Source organism: Paractinoplanes hotanensis (assembly GCF_023717965.1).
Classification (GTDB): domain Bacteria; phylum Actinomycetota; class Actinomycetes; order Mycobacteriales; family Micromonosporaceae; genus Actinoplanes; species Actinoplanes polyasparticus.
The window spans coordinates 1-19,118 of the sequence record NZ_JAMQOL010000006.1; the positions used below are offsets into that span (position 1 = coordinate 1).

At 72.1% G+C, this 19,118-nt stretch carries 16 protein-coding genes and 1 pseudogene; 9 read left to right on the forward strand and 8 right to left on the reverse strand.

The window, feature by feature from the left end; genetic code table 11:
* Positions 1 to 612 precede the first annotated feature (612 nt).
* From LXN57_RS04305 to LXN57_RS04320, 4 genes and pseudogenes are all read right to left on the reverse strand, one after another.
* Positions 613 to 1,773 (reverse strand): annotated as a pseudogene (locus tag LXN57_RS04305) (arginase family protein); the annotation flags it as partial.
* 15 nt (positions 1,774 to 1,788) lie between these two features.
* Positions 1,789 to 2,721 carry a tetratricopeptide repeat protein gene (locus LXN57_RS04310; protein WP_251796673.1) on the reverse strand — a complete coding sequence of 311 codons (933 nt, stop codon included), beginning with the start codon at positions 2,719 to 2,721 and terminating at the stop codon, positions 1,789 to 1,791.
* 165 nt (positions 2,722 to 2,886) lie between these two features.
* Positions 2,887 to 4,560 carry a coenzyme B12-dependent isobutyryl-CoA mutase large subunit gene (gene icmA / locus LXN57_RS04315; protein WP_251796674.1) on the reverse strand — a complete coding sequence of 558 codons (1,674 nt, stop codon included), beginning with the start codon at positions 4,558 to 4,560 and terminating at the stop codon, positions 2,887 to 2,889.
* Positions 4,561 to 4,599: 39 nt separating this feature from the next.
* Positions 4,600 to 5,202, reverse strand: a complete 603-nt coding sequence (locus LXN57_RS04320; RefSeq protein ID WP_251796675.1) for a PadR family transcriptional regulator — start codon at positions 5,200 to 5,202, stop codon at positions 4,600 to 4,602.
* A 53-nt stretch (positions 5,203 to 5,255) separates the two neighbouring features.
* Between LXN57_RS04320 and LXN57_RS04325 the strand changes: the two genes are divergently transcribed.
* Together LXN57_RS04325 and LXN57_RS04330 are read left to right on the forward strand one after the other, a co-directional pair.
* A complete protein-coding gene (locus LXN57_RS04325) occupies positions 5,256 to 6,440 on the forward strand; it encodes an FAD-dependent oxidoreductase (RefSeq protein WP_251796676.1) in 1,185 nt (394 codons plus the stop codon).
* A 121-nt stretch (positions 6,441 to 6,561) separates the two neighbouring features.
* Entirely contained in the window at positions 6,562 to 7,035 is a 474-nt protein-coding gene (locus tag LXN57_RS04330) for a hypothetical protein (RefSeq protein ID WP_251796677.1), read from the forward strand.
* Between the two features lie 15 nt (positions 7,036 to 7,050).
* Here the strand turns inward: LXN57_RS04330 and meaB are convergent, their stop codons facing one another.
* Both meaB and LXN57_RS04340 read right to left on the reverse strand, forming a co-directional pair.
* Positions 7,051 to 8,004: a methylmalonyl Co-A mutase-associated GTPase MeaB gene (gene meaB, locus LXN57_RS04335; RefSeq protein WP_251796678.1), complete on the reverse strand. Its 954-nt coding sequence runs from the start codon at positions 8,002 to 8,004 to the stop codon at positions 7,051 to 7,053.
* A complete protein-coding gene (locus LXN57_RS04340) occupies positions 8,001 to 9,185 on the reverse strand; it encodes an acetyl-CoA C-acetyltransferase (RefSeq protein ID WP_221375876.1) in 1,185 nt (394 codons plus the stop codon). Before LXN57_RS04340 ends, meaB begins: the two co-directional genes overlap by 4 nt.
* Before the next feature lie 82 nt (positions 9,186 to 9,267).
* Here LXN57_RS04340 and mce point away from each other — a divergent pair, with 82 nt between their 5' ends.
* The 4 genes from mce to LXN57_RS04360 all read left to right on the forward strand — a co-directional run bounded on the left by mce (position 9,268) and on the right by LXN57_RS04360 (position 14,185).
* Positions 9,268 to 9,756, forward strand: a complete 489-nt coding sequence (mce, locus tag LXN57_RS04345) for a methylmalonyl-CoA epimerase (protein WP_251796679.1) — start codon at positions 9,268 to 9,270, stop codon at positions 9,754 to 9,756.
* A gap of 259 nt (positions 9,757 to 10,015) precedes the next feature.
* Positions 10,016 to 11,317, forward strand: a complete 1,302-nt coding sequence (locus LXN57_RS04350) for a DivIVA domain-containing protein (protein ID WP_251796680.1) — start codon at positions 10,016 to 10,018, stop codon at positions 11,315 to 11,317.
* 241 nt (positions 11,318 to 11,558) lie between these two features.
* Positions 11,559 to 12,965, forward strand: coding sequence for a coiled-coil domain-containing protein (locus LXN57_RS04355; RefSeq protein ID WP_251796681.1), 1,407 nt, complete (start codon positions 11,559 to 11,561; stop codon positions 12,963 to 12,965).
* Positions 12,962 to 14,185 (forward strand): AI-2E family transporter, encoded by a 1,224-nt coding sequence (locus LXN57_RS04360; RefSeq protein ID WP_438872833.1) that lies wholly within the window; start codon positions 12,962 to 12,964, stop codon positions 14,183 to 14,185. The genes LXN57_RS04355 and LXN57_RS04360 overlap by 4 nt, the downstream gene beginning before the upstream one ends.
* Positions 14,186 to 14,189: 4 nt before the next feature.
* On the opposite strand, the gene LXN57_RS04365 is transcribed toward LXN57_RS04360, so the two are convergent.
* Together LXN57_RS04365 and LXN57_RS04370 are read right to left on the reverse strand one after the other, a co-directional pair.
* Positions 14,190 to 14,984 (reverse strand): alpha/beta hydrolase, encoded by a 795-nt coding sequence (locus LXN57_RS04365; protein ID WP_251796683.1) that lies wholly within the window; start codon positions 14,982 to 14,984, stop codon positions 14,190 to 14,192.
* A 13-nt stretch (positions 14,985 to 14,997) separates the two neighbouring features.
* Entirely contained in the window at positions 14,998 to 15,339 is a 342-nt protein-coding gene (locus LXN57_RS04370) for an Rv1322 family protein (RefSeq protein ID WP_498370561.1), read from the reverse strand.
* A gap of 101 nt (positions 15,340 to 15,440) precedes the next feature.
* On the opposite strand from LXN57_RS04370, the gene LXN57_RS04375 reads away from it, so the two are divergent.
* From LXN57_RS04375 to LXN57_RS04385, 3 genes are read left to right on the forward strand one after another with little or no spacing between them, the layout of a single operon-like run.
* On the forward strand, positions 15,441 to 16,931 hold the full coding sequence (locus LXN57_RS04375; protein ID WP_251796684.1) for an aldehyde dehydrogenase family protein: 1,491 nt from the start codon (positions 15,441 to 15,443) through the stop codon (positions 16,929 to 16,931).
* Positions 16,932 to 16,948: 17 nt separating this feature from the next.
* Positions 16,949 to 17,596 carry an ABC transporter ATP-binding protein gene (locus LXN57_RS04380; RefSeq protein ID WP_251796685.1) on the forward strand — a complete coding sequence of 216 codons (648 nt, stop codon included), beginning with the start codon at positions 16,949 to 16,951 and terminating at the stop codon, positions 17,594 to 17,596.
* Positions 17,593 to 19,086, forward strand: coding sequence for a DUF6297 family protein (locus LXN57_RS04385; RefSeq protein WP_251796686.1), 1,494 nt, complete (start codon positions 17,593 to 17,595; stop codon positions 19,084 to 19,086). Before LXN57_RS04380 ends, LXN57_RS04385 begins: the two co-directional genes overlap by 4 nt.
* Positions 19,087 to 19,118: the final 32 nt, after the last annotated feature.

The window sequence follows — 19,118 nt, forward strand, 5'->3', positions numbered from 1 at the left end:
CGAGCGGCCCGACTCACCCAGCCCGAAGCGCTCGGAACCAGCGGCCCCGCCCAGCCCTAAGCGATCGGGACCAGCCGACTCCGAGCGGCCCGACTCACCCAGCCCGAAGCGCTCGGAACCAGCGGCCCCGCCCAGCCCTAAGCGATCGGGACCAGCCGCCTTGGAGGGGTCCGACTCATCCGGCCCAGCGCCTTCCGGTCCAGCCGACTCAGAGCGCTCCACATCACCGGAGCGATCCGGATCGTCCGACATCGAGGAGCCCGGCCCGGCGGATTCAAGACGGTCCACCCCACCGGACGTGGAGGGATCCAGACCGCCCAGCTCAGAATGGTTCAGGTCAGCCGACTCGGAGTCCCCCAGCCCGCTCAGGGCCGAGCGATTCAAGCCCTCGGTCCCAGACCCACTCCGACCGCTCGGCTCAGCACCGCGCAAACCACCAGGCTCAGCACCGCGCAAACCACCAGGCTCAGCACCGCGCAAACCACCAGGCTCAGCACCGCGCGAGCCGCCAGGCTCGGAACGGTTCAAGCCGGCCGCCCGCTCCGACCGCTTGAAGCCGGCCGTGAGGTCCAGGCTGTTCAAGCGATCCGCCAGCCGCGGCCGGTTGAGGCCGCCGACAGGCTCCCGCCGGGAATCCTCGGCGGCGGGCTCCCGCTCGTCCTCGGGCACAGCCTGATCGTCGTCGGTGTCCTCCGGCCGGTCTTCAACCTCGGAGGCGGGGTCGGAAGCCGGATCCGGGACCTCGTCGGCCGGAGCGGCGGCGGCGAGGCGGGCCGGAAAGCCCAGCACCGCGGCCGGAGCCGATGCTCCCTCGGGCCGGTTGAGGTCGGCCCGGGCGGCGATCAGGTCGGGGCGCGGGGTCACCGTGTGGGCGGCGGCCAGGCCGGCCGTCACGGCGGTGACGATCTCTTCCGCGTAGGCGCCGTCGGGGTCGTAGTCGGGGTCGAAGACGGTGATCTCGACACCGAGGCAGTGCGGGCTCTCGACCAGGCCGGCCAGCAGGATCTCGAGTTCGGGGAAGGCGATGCCGCCCGGGGACGGGGCGTCGACGGCCGGCATCACCGCGGGGTCGAGCACGTCCACGTCGACGTGCACCCAGTAGCCCGCGCAGTCGACCAGCTGGTCGCGGGCCCACTGGGCGCTGCGCGCGGCGCCCTCGGCCCGCAGGGCGGGCACCGGGCGGGTGACGATGCCCGCGGCCTGCAGGTCGAGGCGGTATTCGTCCTGGGCCCGGATGCCCATGACCACGACGTCGATGTCCCGGAAGTAGGGGCGGCGGCCTTCGATGGCGGCGAGGTCGGCCTGGCCGCGACCGGTCACCAACGCCAGGTCTTCACCGGCGGCCGCGCCCACATAGGAGGCGTTGCCGGGGTGGCGGAAGTCGGAGTGGCCGTCGACGAAGACCAAGCCGATGCGGCCGCCCACCGCCTCGCCCAGGCGGTGCATGGCCAGGCCGGAGCCGAGCACGATCGAGCAGTCGCCGCCGAGCACGACCGGGAACTCGCCCGCGTCGAGGATGGCGCCGATGCGGTCGGCCAGCGCCCGCGAGTAGGCCGCGATCTGCGAAGCCATGGCCACGCCGTCGCCCGGCCGCCAGTCCCCGGCGTCGTAGCGGGGCGGGGTCAGGCAGCCGGCGTCGCGGGCGTTGAGCTTGGTCAGCAGCCCGTGGTCGCGCAGGGCCCCGGGCGCCTTGGCACACCCCGGCACCGACGTCACGGTCGGCGGGCGCAGACCGAGATTGGACGGTGCGTCGAGGACGGCTATGCGGCGCACGGGGCGGCTCCCTGGCTAGAAGAGGGCGCTGGCCAGGGCGCGTCGGGCTCCGGCCACCGCGGGATCGTCGGGGCCGGCCACGCTGAACAGCGAGAGCAGGTGCTTGCGGACAGCCTCACGCTCGTCGCCCGAGGTGCGCTTGACCAGGGCCACGAGCCGGGCGTACGCCTTCTCGGCCTCGCCGCTGAGCACCTCGATGTCGGCGGCGAGCCGCTGGGCGTCGAGGTCGTCGGGCGCGGCGTCGGCCTTGGCCACCGCGGTGGCCGGGTCGGCGCCGGTGATGCGGCGGTAGAGCTCGACCTGGGCCAGGCCGGACTCGGCGGCGGCGTCGGCCGGGTGCTCGGCCAGGATCTTGCGGTAGGCCGCCTCGGCCTCGTCGAGGTCGCCGACCATCAGCGCGTCGTCGGCCGCGTCGAGGCGGGGGTCGGCCGGTTCTTCGACCGAGACGCCGCCGGCCTTGAGCACCGCGTCGATGTACTGCTTGACCTGGTTCTCGGGCAGCACGCCGCTGAAGCCCTGCACCGGACGGCCGCCGACCAGCGCGGCCACCATCGGGATGCCCTGCACCTGGAACACCTGGGCGAGGCCCGGGTTCTGGTCCACGTCGATCTTGCCGAGGACCCAGGAGCCGCCACCGGCCCGCGCGAGCCGTTCCAGGATGGGCGACAGCTGCTTGCACGGCTCGCACCAGTCGGCCCAGAAGTCCAGGACGATCGGAGTGCTGAGCGAGCGCTCGAGCACGGTCTGGAAGTTGGCCTCGGTGACGTCGATGATCGCCTCGGGGGCGATGCCGCCGGGCAGACCGCCGGGGATGGGGCCGGACGGGCCGTCATCGGCCCTGCTGGGGACTTCGGCCGCCGGGGACTGAGCCGGGGCCGGGGCACGCAGCGCGCTGAGATCGACCGCGCCGCGGGTGAAGATCGACGGAGTGGTCCGTGGGTCGCTCATGGTTACCTAGTCTCGCACGCTGACGAGGCGCTCCGCCGCGCCGCGGTGCAGCTGATATCGGACGTCACAGGAGCTTGTTCCGATGATCCTCGACGGCGGCCCGCGGATAAGCAAGGCCCCGCCGCCGACCTGCGGGAAACGGGCCCATTCATCCCATTCGAGCGGCTAGAACCGGGCGGGCTCGCGATAGATCCCCCACTCGTCCTTGAGCGCGTCGCAGATCTCGCCCAGCGTCGCCTCGGCGCGTGCGGCGTCGAGCATGGCGGGAATCATGTTGTCGCCGGAGCGGGCGGCCTCGATCATGCGGTCGAGAGAGGCCTTCACGCGTACGGGATCCCGCCCGCTCCGCCGCGTGCCGAGCGCCCGGTTCTGTTCGATCTCGACCTCGTGCGACACCCGCATGATCTCGAGCTCCTTGGCCACGGTGCCGGTGTGGGCGTTGACGCCGACGGTGCGCTTCTCGCCCTTCTCGACAGCCTGCTGATAGACGAACGCCGCTTCGGCGATGTGGGCCGTGAACCATCCGTCCTCGATGCCTCGCAGGATGCCCGCGGTGATGGTGCCGTCCTCACCCAGCTCCCGGATGCGGGCGAAGATCTCCTCCGCCTCGGCCTCGATGCGGTCGGTCAGCTCCTCCAGATACCAGGACCCGCCGAGCGGGTCGGCCACATTGATCACGCCGGTCTCCTCCATCAGCACCTGCTGCGTGCGCAGGGCGATCTCGGCCGACTCGTCGGTGGGCAGGGCCAGCGTCTCGTCGAGCGCGTTGGTGTGCAGCGAGTTGGTGCCACCCAGCACGGCGGCGAGCGCCTCCACCGCCGTACGCACCACGTTGTTGACCGGCTGCTGCGCGGTCAGCGAGACCCCGGCCGTCTGCGTGTGGAACTTGAGCCACAGCGCCTTCTCACTGGTCGCGCCGTAGTCGTCGCGCAGGTGGCGGGCCCAGATGCGGCGGGCCGCCCGAAACTTGGCGATCTCTTCGAAGAAGTCGATGTGGGCGTCGAAGAAGAAGCTGAGCCCGGGCGCGAACTGGTTGACGTCGAGCCCCCGGGACAGGCCCAGCTCGACGTAGCCGAACCCGTCGGCCAGCGTGTACGCCAGCTCCTGAGCGGCGGTCGAGCCGGCCTCACGGATGTGGTAGCCGCTGACCGACAACGGCTTGTAGCGCGGGATCTCGCGGGCGCAATATTCCATCAGGTCGCCGATCAGGCGCAGGTGCGGCTCGGGCTGGAAGAGCCACTCCTTCTGCGCGATGTATTCCTTGAAGATGTCGGTCTGCAGCGTGCCGTCGAGCTTGTGCAGGTCGGCGCCCTGCCGCTCGGCCGCCACCAGATACATGCAGAAGATCGGCACGGCCGGTCCCGAGATGGTCATGCTGGTGGTGGTCCGCTCGAGGTCGATGCCGTCGAAGAGCACGTCCATGTCGGCCGCCGAGTCGATCGCGACGCCGCAGTGCCCCACCTCGCCAGCCGACTGCGGGTCGTCGGAGTCGCGCCCCATCAGGGTCGGCATGTCGAACGCGACGCTCAGCCCGCCCCCGCCCGCGGCCAGGATCATCTTGTAGCGCTCGTTGGTCTGCCGCGCGTTGCCGAAGCCGGCGAACTGCCGGATCGTCCACGTGCGCCCCCGATAGCCGGTCGGGTAGAGACCCCGGGTGTACGGGAACTCGCCCGGCCAGCCGATGCGGTCGAACCCCGGATAGCCGGCCCCGGCGGGCGGGCCGTAGACGGGCTCGACCGTCGCGCCGGAGAGGGTCGTGAAGTCGGCGTCCCGCTTGCGCGCGGCGTCGTAGCGCCGCTGCCAGCGCTCCCGTCCGGCGGCGATGTCGGCTGCGTCCATGCCCGACATCCTAGGGGCATTCCTGAACGATCGCTAAGGTCAAAGTTCGCCGAACCGCTGCTGCGTCTCCTGGATCATCCGGCGGTCCCAGGTCAGCGCGCCGGAGTCGAGGTCGGCCGTCACGGAGCGCAGCCACGAGATCTCCGCCGTCAGCATGGCCGTGCGATATTCGTCCTCGATCAGGAACAACCGCGGCATACCCGGCGGGGCCTGCTCGCGGATGGCCGCGACCTTGGCCGTCAGCGCCTCGGCGCGGCGGTCGAGCAGGTCGCGGACCTCGTCCGGCGGCATCACGGCCAGGAAGGCCAGCGCGGCTGGAAACTCGGGGAATTCGCGAGCCGGCGTCGGCAGCGCGCTCGCGAGCCAGCGCTTCATGGTCGCCGCGCCCTCGTCGGTGATCTCGTACACCGTGCGCTCCGGCCGGCCGGCCTCGCGGGCCGTGCTCGCCCGGCGGGCCAGACCGTCGCGCTCCAGGCGGTCGAGCGCCTGGTAGACGCTGTTGCGCTGGGCCACGTTGACCAGCTGGTCCTGACCCCTCTCCTTGATCATCTGCTGCATCCGGTACGGGTGCATGGGCGCCTCCATGAGCAGCGCCAGCAGCAGCATGCCCAGCGTCGAGCGCCGCGGTTCGGAGGTTGCCACCGGGCAAGACTAAGGGGTTGACCGATCATAGTCATAAGATGGATAGTCACGCCATGACTAGACCGATCGCGCTCATCGCCGGTGGCGGCATCGCCGGCGCCGTCGCCGCCCTGGCCCTGCACAGAGCCGGTTGGGCGCCCCGTATCTTCGAGGCGCGCTCCCCCGGCGCCGACGAGCAGGGCGCCTGGCTCACCGTGGCCGTGAACGGCCTGTCCGCCCTGCGCGCCCTCGACCTCGACCCGGCCGTCGTCACCGCGGGCGGCTTCCCGACCCCGGCGCTGACCATGGTCAACGGCGCCGGCCGGCGGCTGGCGGTGCTGCCCCTGGGCGGCCCGGCCGCGGACGGCACGACGACCACCACGATCAAGCGGGCCGACCTCTATGCGGCACTGCGCGCGGCGGCCACCGAGCGGGACATCCCGATCGAGTACGGCAGGGGCCTGCGCGACTTCACCGAGGGGCCGGGCGGGGTGGCGGTCACGTTCGCCGACGGGTCGGCCGCCGAGGGTGAGCTCCTGGTCGGGGCGGACGGGATCCGATCGCGTACGCGGGAACTGCTCGACCCCAGCGGGCCGGCGCCGCAATACCTGGGCCTGCTGAACGCGGGCGGCTTCACCGACGGGCCGGTCGCGGCGGCCGCCGGGCAGGAGCCGGGCATGGTTCACATGGCGTTCGGCAAGCGGGCGTTCTTCGGCTGGGCCACGGCGCCCGACGGCTCGGTGTGGTGGTTCGCCAACCCGCCGCGCAAGCAGCCGGTGCGGCCGGGCGAGTTCACCCCGGAGTCGTGGCGCGCCTTCCTGATCGGCCTGTTCGCCGAGGACGCGACCCCGGCCGCGGCCATCATCCGGGCCACGCCGGACGTGCTCGGCCCGTGGAACACCGACGACCTGCGGCGCGTACCGGTCTGGCGCACCCGGCGGGCGGTGCTGATCGGCGACGCGGCCCACGCGGTCGCCCCCTCGGCCGGCCAGGGCGCCTCCATGGCCTTCGAGGACGCCGTCACGCTCGGGCTCTGCCTGGACGGCCGCACCGACCCGGCCGACGGGCTGGCCGCCTACGAGCAGCGCCGGCGCCGCCGGGTCGAGCGGATCGTCGCGGTCGGCCGGCGCAACGGCAGCGGCAAGACGGCCGGACCGGTCGGGGCCGCGATCCGCGACGCCATGTTCCCGCTGTTCATCAAGCTGGCCTATCGCAAGGGCGACCCGCAGGCCTGGATCCTCGACCACCGCGTGGCTTGAGAGTTTTTCGGTCACTTTCCGTAGCAATCGGCGGACGGCCGATACCGCCGTTCACCCGGTCGGCAACCGCTCAGCAACACCCTAAGCTGGGAACACGTCATCGTCACGAAGGGAGGGGACCATGGTCGACCCCGTCACGTTCCCCCGAGTGGGCGGCACAACCGCCACCTATCTTCACCCTCTGTTGCAGTCGGCGGTGCTGCAGTCGACGGTCCTCGCGTCGGCGGCGAAGCCGGCCGAGGCCGCCCCGGCCGCCGCCCAGGTGAACACGCCCGCGGTGACCGCGGTGGCCGCGGTGCAGCCGACCGCCGCCTACGCCGACAGCCTGGCCCGTGACGCCGCCACCGCGGTGCGCACGGCCACGATGACCGCCAAGACGACCCGCACCGGCACGCCGGTGGCCGAGGCCGGCCCGTTCGACGAGCTGGCCCGTCAGGCCGTGATCGACCGCACCTCGTCCCAGGTCGGCATGCTGCTGACCCGGGCCGCGGCCGAGCGCCGGGTCGCGCTGACCTCGGGCCTGCCGGCGGCGCGCCTGGCCCAGATCGACACCACCACCTCGCGCCTCTACCACGCTCTGGACGTGTTGGTCTAGGCGCTGACCGGCGCCTCAGAGGCCCTTGATCAGCTCGTCGGCGGCCGCGTAGGGGTCGAGTCGCCCCGTCGCGACCGCCGCCGCGAGCGTGCTCAGCGCCGTGCCCTCGCGCAGGTCACCGATGCGGGCGCGCAGCGTGCCCAGAGCGATCGCCTCGATCTCGACCGAGGCCCGGCGCTCGCGGCTCGCCTGCAGCGCGCCGCCCGCCTCCATCCAGGCCCGGTGCTTGCCGATCGCGGCCACGATGTCGTCGATGCCCTCGCCCTGGACGGCCGTCGCCCGCACCACCAGGGGCCGCCAGTCGCCCGGGGCGCGCTCGCCGAGGCCGAGCATGCCCTGGATGTCGCGATAGGTCGCGTCGGCGCCGGGGCGGTCGGCCTTGTTGATGACGAAGACGTCGGCCACCTCGAGCACGCCGGCCTTGACGGCCTGGATGGCGTCGCCCATGCCCGGCGCGAGCAGCACCAGCGTCGTGTCGGCGAGCGAGGCGATCTCGACCTCGGCCTGGCCGACCCCGACCGTCTCGACCAGGATCACCTCACAGCCGGCGCCCTCCAGAACGCGTACGGCCTGGGGTGTCGCCGCCGAGAGGCCGCCGAGCTGCCCGCGGCTGGACATCGAGCGGATGTAGACGCCGGGATCGGTGGTGTGGTCCTGCATCCGGATGCGGTCGCCCAGGATCGCGCCGCCGGTGAACGGGCTGGACGGGTCGACCGCGAGCACCCCGACCCGGGTGCCGGTCGCGCGCAGGGCCCGCACCAGCTCGTTCGTGGTGGTCGACTTGCCCACCCCGGGCGCGCCGGTGAGCCCGACGACCTGGGCCCGGCCCGCGTACGGAGCCAGGGCCGCGGCCACCTCGGGCAGCGCCGGATCGCCGTTCTCGACCAGGGTGATCAGCCGCGCCACCGAGCGCGCCTCGCCGTCGCGCGCCTTCGCGACCAGCGCGCCGACGTCGTGCCGGGGCCTCACGCCGAAGGCGCCTTGATGATCAGCGCGTCACCCTGCCCGCCGCCGCCGCACAGACCGGCCGCGCCGTAGACGCCGCCGCGACGCTGCAGCTCGAGAGCCAGGGTCAGCACCAGCCGGGCGCCGGACATGCCGATCGGGTGACCCAGCGCGATCGCCCCGCCGTTGACGTTGACGATGTCCTCGTCGACCTTGAGCTCGCGCATCGACTGCAGCACGACCTGGGCGAACGCCTCGTTCATCTCGATCAGGTCGAGGTCGGTGACGCTCAGGCCCTTCTTGTCGAGCGCGTGCCGGATGGCGTTGGCCGGCTGGGACTGCAACGAGTTGTCGGGCCCGGCCACGTTCCCGTGCGCGACGATCTCGGCCAGCCAGCTCAGTCCGAGCTCCTCGGCCTTCTCCTTGCTCATGACCACGACCGCGGCCGCGCCGTCCGAGATCGGCGACGAGCTGCCCGCGGTGATCGTGCCGTCGGGCGTGAACGCCGGCCGCAGCTTGGACAGCGACTCGGCCGTAGCGTCGGGCCGCACGCCCTCGTCGGTGTCGACCACCGGGTCGTCGGCCCGCTGACCGGCCCGGACCGGAACGATCTCTTCGGCGAAGCGGCCCTCGCGCTGGGCGGCGGCCGCCCGGCGGTGGCTGAGCGCGGCGAACGCGTCCTGCTCGGCCCGGGTGATGCCGAGATCGGCCCCGCTGCGCTCGGTGGACTCGCCCATCGAGGTGCCGTCCCAGGGGTCGATCAGGCCGTCGTACGCCGTGTGGTCGCGCACCAGCACGTCGCCGAACTTGATGCCCTGACGCTGGGTCATCAGCAGGTGGGGCGCGTTGGTCATCGACTCCATGCCGCCGGCGACGACGATGTCGAACTCGCCGGCCCGGATCAGCTGGTCGGCCAGGGCGATGGCGTCCAGGCCGGAGAGGCAGACCTTGTTGACGGTGAGGGCCGGGGTGGTCATCGGGATGCCGGCCGCGACGGCCGCCTGCCGGGCCGTGATCTGGCCGCCGCCGGCCTGCAGCACCTGGCCCATAATGACGTACTGCACCTGGTCGGGCCGCACACCGCCGCGCTCCAGGGCCGCCTCGATCGCGTAGCCGCCGAGCGTCGTGGCCGGCAGGTTCTTGAGGTTGCCGAGCAAGCGGCCCATGGGGGTGCGGGCGCCGCTCACGATCACCGAGCTGACCACGGTCTTCGCTTCCGATCTGCCGAGGCGGACAAAGGGGGGACCCCTCGCTGGCCTTAACGGCCGTTTAGGCAAGACTAATAGGATGACCGAGCTTCCACCTAGTGCCACTTCCCCCGAGAATCTCACATCCGGCGAGGTAGGGCTGTTGCGCGTCGATCATGTCGGCATCGCGGTGGCCGACCTCGACGCGGCGATGGCCTTCTATGCCGAAACCTTCGGCCTGCGGTGCGTGCACGAGGAGACGAACGAGGAACAAGGCGTACGGGAAGCGATGCTCGCCGTCGGCGACGGCACCGGCCCCCGCCTGCAGTTGCTCGCCCCGGCGCGGCCCGATTCGGCGATCGCCAAGTTCCTCGACCGCAGCGGCCCCGGCCTGCAGCAGCTGGCCTACACCGTGGCCGATGTCGAGGCCGCCTCGGCCGCACTGCGCGCCCGTGGTCTGCGCCTGCTGTACGACACCCCGCGCCGGGGCACCGCCGGGTCGCGGATCAACTTCGTGCACCCGAAGGACGCCGGGGGTGTCCTGGTGGAATTGGTGGAGCCTGCCGGGGTTCGTACGCCTAAAGGGTGAATCATCCTGACGCGGAGGCGGCATGCTGGCAGGATCTCCGGGCAGAGCGGGCCGCGTCGCCGGTCCTCGCTCGGCGGTGCTCCGGTAACCCCTGGATACAGCAGGTGACGACGGGCCGAACCTGGCCCGCCGCCCGGGCGGAGTGCTCCGGCCGAACGGTGGACCTGTGGGTCGCGGGCCTGCTCAAAGCTGATCTACGTGTCTTTTCCGATGCACGTCCGGTCTTGCGTGGCTCGTGCGTCTTCGCCAGGATGGCCCAATGCCCCAGCAGCAGGATCAGAATTTGGCGTTCTTCGACACCGCGAACTCCCAGCACGACTTCACCGTCGTGCTCCGCGGGTACGACCGCGGGCAGGTAGACGCTCACCTCGGCCGCATCGTCGCCGCGCTCAACCAGTCCGAGCAGGCCCGTGGCGAGGCCGAACAGCGGATGAACGACGCCCAGCGCCGGCTGCGCCAGGCCGAGCAGCGGCTGAACGCCGTCGAGCAGAAGCTGGCCGACAGCAACAAACTGCTGGAGGAGAACAACCGGCCGACGCTCTCCGGGCTGGGCACCCGGGTCGAGCAGATCTTGCGGCTGGCCGAGGAACAGGCCAACGACCACCGGAGCGAGGCGAAACGAGAGTCCGAGGGCATCCTCTCCGCCGCCCGCCTCGAGGCTCGCGAGATCACCGACAAGGCGCGGGCCGAGGCCGCCGCGATGAAGGCCACCGCCGAGCGCGAGGCCGGCCAGGTGCGCACCCACGCCGAGCGTGAGGCGGCCGAGGCCCGGGTGCAGGCTCGCCGCGAGGCCGACACGCTGCGCTCCGACGCCGACCGCGAGACCAAGCAGCTGCGCACGGTCACCTCGCACGAGGTCGCCGAGCTCAAGTCGACGGTCGAGCGCGAGGTCGCGTCGCTCCGGGCGACCGCCGAGCGCGAGATCACCCAGCAGCGGGCCAAGGCCTCCCGCGAGGCTGAGGAGAAGCGCGCCGAGGCGACCAAGCTGCTGACCGACGCCCGCGACAAGCGCGACAAAGACCTGCAGTCGCTCGCGATCGAGATCGCCGAACGCCGCGAGAAGGCCGAGCGCGAGGAATCGCAGCGCCACGCCGCCCAGGTCAACGCCACCCAGAAGATGGTGGCCGAGGCCGAGGAACGGGCCCGCGCCGCCGAGGACCGCTCCAAGGAGATCTCGCAGCGCGCCGAGCAGCGCCGCGTCGAGTCCGAACGCAACGCCGCCGAGACCACCGAAAGAGCCCGCGCCCTGGCCGAGAAGACCATCAGCGAGGCTCGGGCCGAGGCGCAGCGCCAGCTCAGCGAGGCCCGCACCGAGGCCGAGCTCACCACCCAGGCCGCCCGGCGCGAGGTGGAAGACCTGACCCGCCAGAAGGACGCGGTCACCAACCAGCTCGGCCAGATGCTTTCCGGCCTCTCCGGCCTGGTGCCGGGCGTCGGGCCGGCCAAGGCGGCCGAGGTGGTGGCCAAGGCGGCCGAGGCCGCGCCCGCTCCGCGCGGTCCCGAGGCGCCCAAGCCGGCCGAGACCGACAACAAGCAGGTGCCGGCGAAGACGAATTCCTGATCCGCCGGCCGGAGCGCCAGCGGTTGCGACCTTCTTCCGGGTGCGCGACCGTGAGTGGCGCCCGGGTTGCCGAACATCGATGCGGGCCGTATCGGAGTTTCTCCGGTACGGCCTCACTCGTTTCGGGCATAGCCCGGTGTGGGCAAGTCGGGGTCAGACAAATCACAACTAGGCGCATATGCCGCTGAAGAGGGTGTGTATCCCCCCGAGGCCGGGCGATGCGTATGTGAGGATGGACAGCATGTCGCACGGCGGGGAAATTCTTGGTCTGGGCGGAGACGCAGCAACCGAACCCAGCTTCGACATCGCCCTCCGGGGCTATGAGAAGAAGCAGGTCGAGCGGTACGTCACGCGGGCCGAGAACGAGATCGCCGCCCTGGCGGCCGAGCGCGAGCAGGCGTACTCGCAGATGCAGGCCATGAACGCCCAGATCGAGCGCCTCCAGCAAGAGGTCGTGCAGGTCCGCAAGCAGAACGGCCTGGGCGCCGAGGTCTCGTTCCGCCACCTGGGCCCGCGGGTCGAGCAGATCCTCGCGCTGGCCGAGGAACAGGCCGAGGCGATCAAGGCATCCGCCACCGACGACATCGCGGCCCGCTTGGCCGAGGCCGAGCGCGTGCGGGCCGAGGCCGAGGCCCACGCCCACAACGGCATCCGCGACTTCGAGATCGCGCTGGCCGCCCGCCGCGCCGAGGAGGAGCGGGCCGACGCGGCCAAGCGCGCCGCCTCGGAGAAGGCGCTGGCCGCGGCCCGCCAGTCGGCCGAACAGATGCGCGCCGAGGCCGAGAACACGCTGACCCGGGCCCGCGCCGACGCCCAGAAGCTCACCGACCAGACCGCGCAGCAGGCCATGCGAGCCCGCGCCGAGGCTGACGGCTACGTGAAGTCGACCCGCATGCAGGCCGATCAAGAGGTCAAGGCGCTGCGCGACAAGACCCAGCAAGAGATCAACAGCCAGCGTGCCGCGGCCGACCGCGCCCACGCCGAGCAGAGCGCCGCCATCGAGCGCGACCTCGCCCAGAAGCGCCAGGCCGCAGCGCAGGAACTGGCCCAGATGCGCGCCGGCGTCGAGAAGCAGTGCGCCGACCTGCGCAGCGAGGCCGACCGGTACGCCGAAGAGGTGCTGCGCCGCTCCGAGGAGCAGGCCACGGCCGCCCGCAACGAGATCGCCGGCCAGCAGGAGAAGATCGCCGAGGCCGGACGCGAGCTCGAGGCGGCCCGGGCCAAGGTCGCCGAGGCCGAGCGCGACCTGGCCGCCGCTCAGGGCCGCGCCCGCGCCGGCGCCGCGGAGGCCGAGCAGGTCGAGAAGCGCCTCGCCGCGACCCGCAAGGAGCTCGAGACCGCGCAGTCCCGGGTGGCCGAGGCCACCCGGGACGGCGAGGCCGCCGAGCGGCGCGCCGCCGAGGTCCGCCGTCAGGTGCAGAGAGAGGCGAAGCGGGTGGCCGAACTGGCCGCGGCCGCGGTCATGGCCGCCGCCGCCTCGCCCGACGACGAGCCGCTGGCTGACGACGAGGCTGAGACCTCGGGCGCGGCCGGGGCCCACGCGGCCGACAAGCCGACCGGCCAGCACGCCGCCGCCCCGGGCAAGGTCAGCGCGTCGGCCAAGGTGACCGTCCCGCCCGCCTCCCGCGTGGGCGCCGAAGCGGAATAGGGCACGCGTGCGATAACGTCGCCGCCGAGACTGTGCGGCCGGCGTGGAAACCACCGGCACCCACCCTTGTGGAGGAACCGGTGGCGAAGGATGAAGAACTGCCCGTGGAGGCGCCGGCGCCGGAGCCGGACGGCGACACGCTCGACGGGCCCGCCGAAGACCACCTCCGGGGGCGCTTCGGTCGTCCCGGGCCGCCGCTCGACCGCCGCAACCCGTTCCTGCTCGGCCTGCTCGGCGGGCTGGGCATCATCCTGGCGTACGCGATCTTCCTGGGTCTGCGCAACGCGGGGTCGATCCTGGTCCTGATCTTCATCGCGCTCTTCCTGGCGATCGGGCTCAACCCGGCGGTCGTCCGGCTGCGCAGCTGGGGCCTTCCGCGCGGACTGGCCGTGGCGATCGTCGCGCTGGCCGTCGTCGGCCTGCTCGCGGGCGGCATCATCGCGCTGGTCCCGCCGCTGATCAGCCAGACCACCGAGCTGATCCAGAACGTGCCCGGCTACATCCGGAGCCTGCAGCGCAACGAGACGGTCAACGAACTGGTCCAGCGGTACGACATCGTCAACCGGGTGACCAGCGCCCTCAACGCGGGCACGGTCGGCAACGCCGTCGGCGGTGTCGTCGGCGTGGGGCGCATGCTGGCCGGGACAGTCTTCAACCTGCTCGCCGTGCTGGTGCTGACCATCTATTTCATGGCCTCGTTCGACCGCATCCGCGAGACCGGCTACTCGCTCGTGCCGGCCTCGCGCCGGGTGCGGGTGCGGCTGCTCACCGACGAGATCCTGACCAAGGTCGGCGCGTACATGGTCGGGGCGATCTCGATCGCCGTGCTGGCCGGGGCCAGCACCTGGCTGCTGGCCGTGATCCTCGGCCTGGCCTATCCGTTCGCGCTGGCCGTGGTCGTGGCCGTCACCGACCTGATCCCGCAGATCGGCGCCACGCTGGGCGCGATCGTCGTGAGCCTGGTCGGCTTCGCCTCGTCGCTGACCGACGGCATCGTCTGTGCGATCTTCTTCATCCTCTACCAGCAGATCGAGAACTACCTGATCTACCCGAACGTGATGCGCCGCTCGGTGAAGGTCAGCGACGTCGCGGCCGTGGTCGCCGCCCTGCTCGGCGTCGCGCTCTTCGGTGTCATCGGCGCGCTGGTGGCCATCCCGATGGTGGCCGCCGTCCAGCTGATCATGCGCGAGGTGATCGTGCCCAGCCAGGAAGCCCGCTGACGTCCTACTTCGCGCGGGGCATGGGTACGTCGGCGAAGGCGGCGGTCGTCCGGTCGGCGTACGCGTTCATGTCGCCCGTCTCCATCGGACCGTCCCAGGTGCGCGGGAGCGGAACCGCCACCGACGGTGCGACCCGCTGCACGATCTCGTCCAGCACCTTCTCGGCGTCACCGACCCAGAGGTGCTTGCCGCCGGCCATCGGCACCACCTCGGCGTGCGGCACGGCGGCGAACCGCTCGGCGGCCTCGGCCGGGCGCAGGTAGTCGTCGAACTCGGGGACGATCGCGGTCAGCGGCTTGCCCTCGGCGGCCCAGGCGGCCAGGTGCCCGGGCTGCGAGAAGCGCAGCGGCGGGGACAGCAGAACGGCGCCGGCCACGGCCGGGTCGAGCCCGTGCATCAGCGTGAGGTCGGTGCCGAACGACCACCCGAGCAGCCAGATGTCGGGCAGGTCAGCGAACTCGGCGTACTCGATCGCGGCGGCCACGTCGTACTTCTCGTCGACGCCCTTCGAGAACGAGCCCTCGCTGGTGCCGCGCACGCTGGTCGTGCCGCGGGTGTTGAAGCGCAGCACGGCCAGGCCGGCCAGGGCGGGCAGCCGCCACGCCGCCTTGCGGAAGACGTGGCTGTCCATCATGCCGCCGTGGGTGGGCAGCGGATGCAGGCAGACCAGGGTGGCGACGGGCTCGCGATCGAGCGGGCGGGCCAGTTCGCCGACGAGGGTGAGCCCGTCAGCGGTGTGCAACTCGATGTCCTCGCGGTGAGCCGGGAGGATCGAGTTGGCGCGAATGGGTTGGCTCATGGTCGAAGATCCTTCATCCGTAGCGCGGGGCGTTGCGCGAGCGCTCCACATTTGGGCCGCGCCGGTCGCGGGCCTTCCAGCAACCGGTGTGCCAGTGCCGCCGGTCGGTCTCGTCGCCCCGCCCGTCGGCCGGCCACGCCACCACGTGCGCCACACCGGGGCGGATCTCGTGCATGCAGCCCGGGCACCGGTACGTCTTGACGGCCGCCCCGCCGAAGATCGACCGGACCATCCATTCACCGTCCTGCCACTGCTGGCGGCCCTCGATGCCCTTGCGGACCCGTTCGTCGGTCAGGTCACGCAGCGGCTCGACACCGGCGTCACGACGACGGGGGTGGTTGCGGCGAGGACTCACATTTACCAGCGTACGGGTGAGCTCGATCACCAGCCCGCCGGAGCCGGAGACGCGAAATCATTTGATGACTCGCCGGTAACAAGTGAATTAAGCTCGCATCCATGACCGCTACCCGAGTGCCCGGCCAGCCGGTGGTCGAAGACGGCGTGCTGATCTCCACCAATCCCGCCTCGGGCGCGGAGGCCGGCCGCGTGCCGGTCGCCGGCGCCGAGGCCGTGAACGAGACCGTGCGGCGCGCCCACGAGGCCGCCCTGTGGTGGCAGGCGCTCGGCTACGACGGCCGCCGCGAGCGGCTGCTGCGCTGGCGCTCGCTGATCGTCCGCCGGATCGAGGAACTGGCCCGGCTGACCAGCCTCGAGACCGGCAAACCGGACGCCGACGCCGTCGTCGAGGCCACCGGCGCGGTGGAACACCTCGACTGGGCCGCCCGCAACGCCAAGCGGGTTCTCGGCCCGCGCCGGATGCGCACCCGCCTGCTGGTCGCGGAGCACTCCGGTCACCTGGAATACCAGCCGTTCGGGGTGGTCGGCGTGATCGGCCCCTGGAACTACCCGATCCTCACCCCGGTCGGCCCGATCAGCGGTGCGCTCGCCGCCGGCAACGCCGTCGTCTTCAAGCCGAGCGAATACACCCCCATCGTCGGCCAGTGGCTGGTCGACACGTTCGCCGAGGTGGTGCCCGAGCAGCCGGTGCTCCAGGCGGTGCACGGGCTCGGCGACACGGGTGCGGCGCTGTGCCGCTCGGGAGTGGGCAAGATCGCGTTCACCGGCTCGACCGCCACCGCCAAGAAGGTGCTGGCCGCGTGCGCGGAGAATCTGGTGCCCGCGGTGATCGAGGCCGGCGGCAAGGACGCGCTGATCGTCGACGCCGACGCCGACATCCCGGCGGCGGCCGAGGCCGCGGTCTGGGGCTCGATGACCAACGCCGGTCAGACCTGCATCGGCATCGAGCGGGTCTACGCGGTGGCCCCGGTCTACGACGCGTTCGTCAGCGCCGTCGTCGAGAAGGCGGCCAAGCTGCGCACGGGCGAGGAGATCGGCCCGATCACGATGCCCCGCCAGCTCGACATCATCCGCGACCACATCGACGACGCGCTGGCCAAGGGCGGCCGGGCGGTGCTCGGCGGGGCGGACGCGGTGCAGCCCCCGTACGTCTCCCCCACCGTCCTCGTCGATGTGCCCGCCGACTCCCGCGAGATCCGGGACGAGACGTTCGGCCCGACGCTCACGATCACCAAGGTGGCCGACGCCGACGAGGCCGTCGACAAGGCCAACGACACCGCGTACGGGCTGGGTGGCGCCGTCTTCGGCAGGAAGAACGCGCTGAAGATCGCCCGCCGGATGCGCTCGGGCATGGTCGCCGTCAACTCGACGCTGTCCTTCGTCGGCATGGGCAACCTGCCCTTCGGCGGCGTCGGCGAGTCGGGCTTCGGCCGAGTCCACGGCGAGGACGGGCTGCGCGAGTTCGCCCGGGCCAAGTCGATCACCGTACGCCGGGCGCCCTCCGCCCTGCCTGGGATGACCTTCGAGCGCACACCGGCCCAGGTCGCCAACATCGTCAAGGCGCTGCGGATTCTGTACGGCCGGAAGTAACTGCTAGCGTCCGTGAAGTGGTGGATCATCCCGCGGTCGAGGTCGACGGCCTGCATGTCGGTTACGGCTCCACGCCCGTGCTGGTGGGCGTCACCCTGACCGTCCCGGCCGGCCAGGGCGTCTGCGTCACGGGCGAGAACGGCATCGGCAAGTCGACCCTGCTGCGCTGCGTCAGCGGCCTCCAGCAGCCCGACGAGGGCACCATCCACGTGTTCGGCGGCGACCCCGGCGCCACCCCCGAGTTCTGGCGGGCGGTGGTGACCACGGTCGAACCGCCCACCTGGTATCCCGGCCTGACTGCTCGCGAACACGCGGAACTGGTGTGCCGGGCCCACGGCCAGGACCCTTCGTCGGCGGGAGTGGACGAGGCGCTCGAGCGTTTCGGCCTGGCCACCCACGCCGACGCCATCCCGCCGTCGTTGTCGTCCGGCCAGAAGCAGCGGCTGGTCCTCGCCATCGCCCTGCTGCGCCCGAGCTCCCTGCTGATCCTGGACGAGCCCGAACAGCGCCTCGACCGCGAGGGCCGGGCCGACGTGGCCGGCCTGCTCGCCGACTATGTGGCCGGCGGCGGCTCCCTGCTCATGGCCAGCCACGACGACGCCTTCGCGGAAGCATCCGGAGCGGCCATCACCACCATGGAGTCGCTCAGCGCGGTCACGCCATGACCGCCGTCCCGCTGGCGCCCGTCCGCCGCTGGATCAGCCGCACCCAGTCCTCCCACCGCGAACGCGGCGCCACACTGAGCAGCCTGTACATCGGCGCGTTGTCGATCGCGATCATCGGCGGGATGTTCCACCGCCAGGTCGCCGAGGTCTTCTGGCCGCCCGCCCCCGACGCCTCGGCCCTGGCCGCGGGGTCGCTGGTGGCGGTCATCTACGGGTTGCTCTACCTCGCGCTACGCCGATTCGGCCCCCTCGCACTGAGCCGCCCGGCCGCGTCGTGGCTGCTCCCGGCCCCGGTCAGCCGCCGCCGGCTGCTGCTGCCGTCGCTCCGCATCACCGGCATCGTAGCCGCGGCCATCGGCGCCACGGCCGCGCTGGCGATCACCGGCCACGCCGCGCCCCGCACCGAGGCCGCCGACGAGGTCGCCCTGCTGGTCGGCGGCGGAGCCCTCATCGGCCTGACCCTGGTGCTGATCGCTACGGCCGCACAGGCCGGCGGACGGTGGGGCGAGGCGCTCGACCGGGTGGTCGGCCTGGTGTTCGCGGCCGGGCTGGCCGGTCTGGTCGCCGCCACGACGCTCGACGACGCCGGGTCGATCAGCAGCTGGCCCTCGGTCACGACACTCGGGGTCGTCGTGGGGGTGGCTGCCGTCGTGGTCCTGGCCGCGCTGGCAGTGGTGATCCGCGGTCTGGCCGCCACGCCCAGCGACCGGATCCTGGAGGCCTCCCGCACGGCCGGGACCCTGTTCGACACCGCCTTCGGCATCGAGCCGTCGTTCCTCACCGACATGATCGAGCGCCGGTACTGGGCCCGTCGTCGCCTTCGCTCGACGACGCTGTTCCCGCGCCTGCCCGTTCTCGTGGCGCAGGACGTCCTGCTGACCCTGCGCCGCCGCAGCCGTCTGTTGTGGCTGCTTCTCGGCGCTGCCCTGCCCGTGCTGCTCGGCAGCGCCCCGGGGTGGGTGCTCGGCGGCGCTGTCCTGGTCGGCTGTCTGGTCGCCGGGATGACCGCCACCGGCAACGTCAAGACCGACGCCGGGAACCCCGTGCTGCTCAGGCTCCTCGGTTTGTCCTCCCGCCAAGCCGTCCTCCAGCGCCTATGGGTGCCGGGGGTGTTGGCAGCCCTGTGGGCCGCTCTGGCGCTGACGCTGCTGGACGTGCTCGGCGACCTGTCGTCGGGGCCGTGGTGGGCCCTTGGCTTGGTCCTTGGACCCATGGGCGCGGCCGCCGCCGTGCACCGCGCCCGGGTCGGCTTCGTCCGCAACGAGCTGCTTCCGCTGGACACCCCGATGGGCACGCTCTCCACTGGCCCTCTGGTGAACGCCGTGATGGGGCCGGACATGCTGCTGCTCGGGATCCCGGCGTGGATCGCGATCGGGCAGGGGCGGTTGGACTGGAGCACGGTTCTGATCCAGGCGGTGATCGCTGGTGCCGGGGCGCGGTTCTATCTCGTGGGTACTACCGGGGATGACCGTACTGAGCTCTCGCATTAGCGGTTTTCAAGACCTTGGGGCGCTGCCCCGAA

Bases quoted from the DNA above. Each gene is read 5' to 3' on its own strand.
- LXN57_RS04310 (WP_251796673.1), bottom strand. From the start codon at position 2,721: ATGAGCGACCCACGGACCACTCCGTCGATCTTCACCCGCGGCGCGGTC.
- mce (WP_251796679.1), top strand. From the start codon at position 9,268: ATGACCGAGCTTCCACCTAGTGCCACTTCCCCCGAGAATCTCACATCC.
- LXN57_RS04330 (WP_251796677.1), top strand. From the start codon at position 6,562: ATGGTCGACCCCGTCACGTTCCCCCGAGTGGGCGGCACAACCGCCACC.
- LXN57_RS04350 (WP_251796680.1), top strand. From the start codon at position 10,016: ATGCCCCAGCAGCAGGATCAGAATTTGGCGTTCTTCGACACCGCGAAC.
- LXN57_RS04355 (WP_251796681.1), top strand. From the start codon at position 11,559: ATGTCGCACGGCGGGGAAATTCTTGGTCTGGGCGGAGACGCAGCAACC.
- LXN57_RS04365 (WP_251796683.1), bottom strand. From the start codon at position 14,984: ATGAGCCAACCCATTCGCGCCAACTCGATCCTCCCGGCTCACCGCGAG.
- LXN57_RS04385 (WP_251796686.1), top strand. From the start codon at position 17,593: ATGACCGCCGTCCCGCTGGCGCCCGTCCGCCGCTGGATCAGCCGCACC.
- LXN57_RS04375 (WP_251796684.1), top strand. From the start codon at position 15,441: ATGACCGCTACCCGAGTGCCCGGCCAGCCGGTGGTCGAAGACGGCGTG.
- icmA (WP_251796674.1), bottom strand. From the start codon at position 4,560: ATGGACGCAGCCGACATCGCCGCCGGACGGGAGCGCTGGCAGCGGCGC.
- LXN57_RS04325 (WP_251796676.1), top strand. From the start codon at position 5,256: ATGACTAGACCGATCGCGCTCATCGCCGGTGGCGGCATCGCCGGCGCC.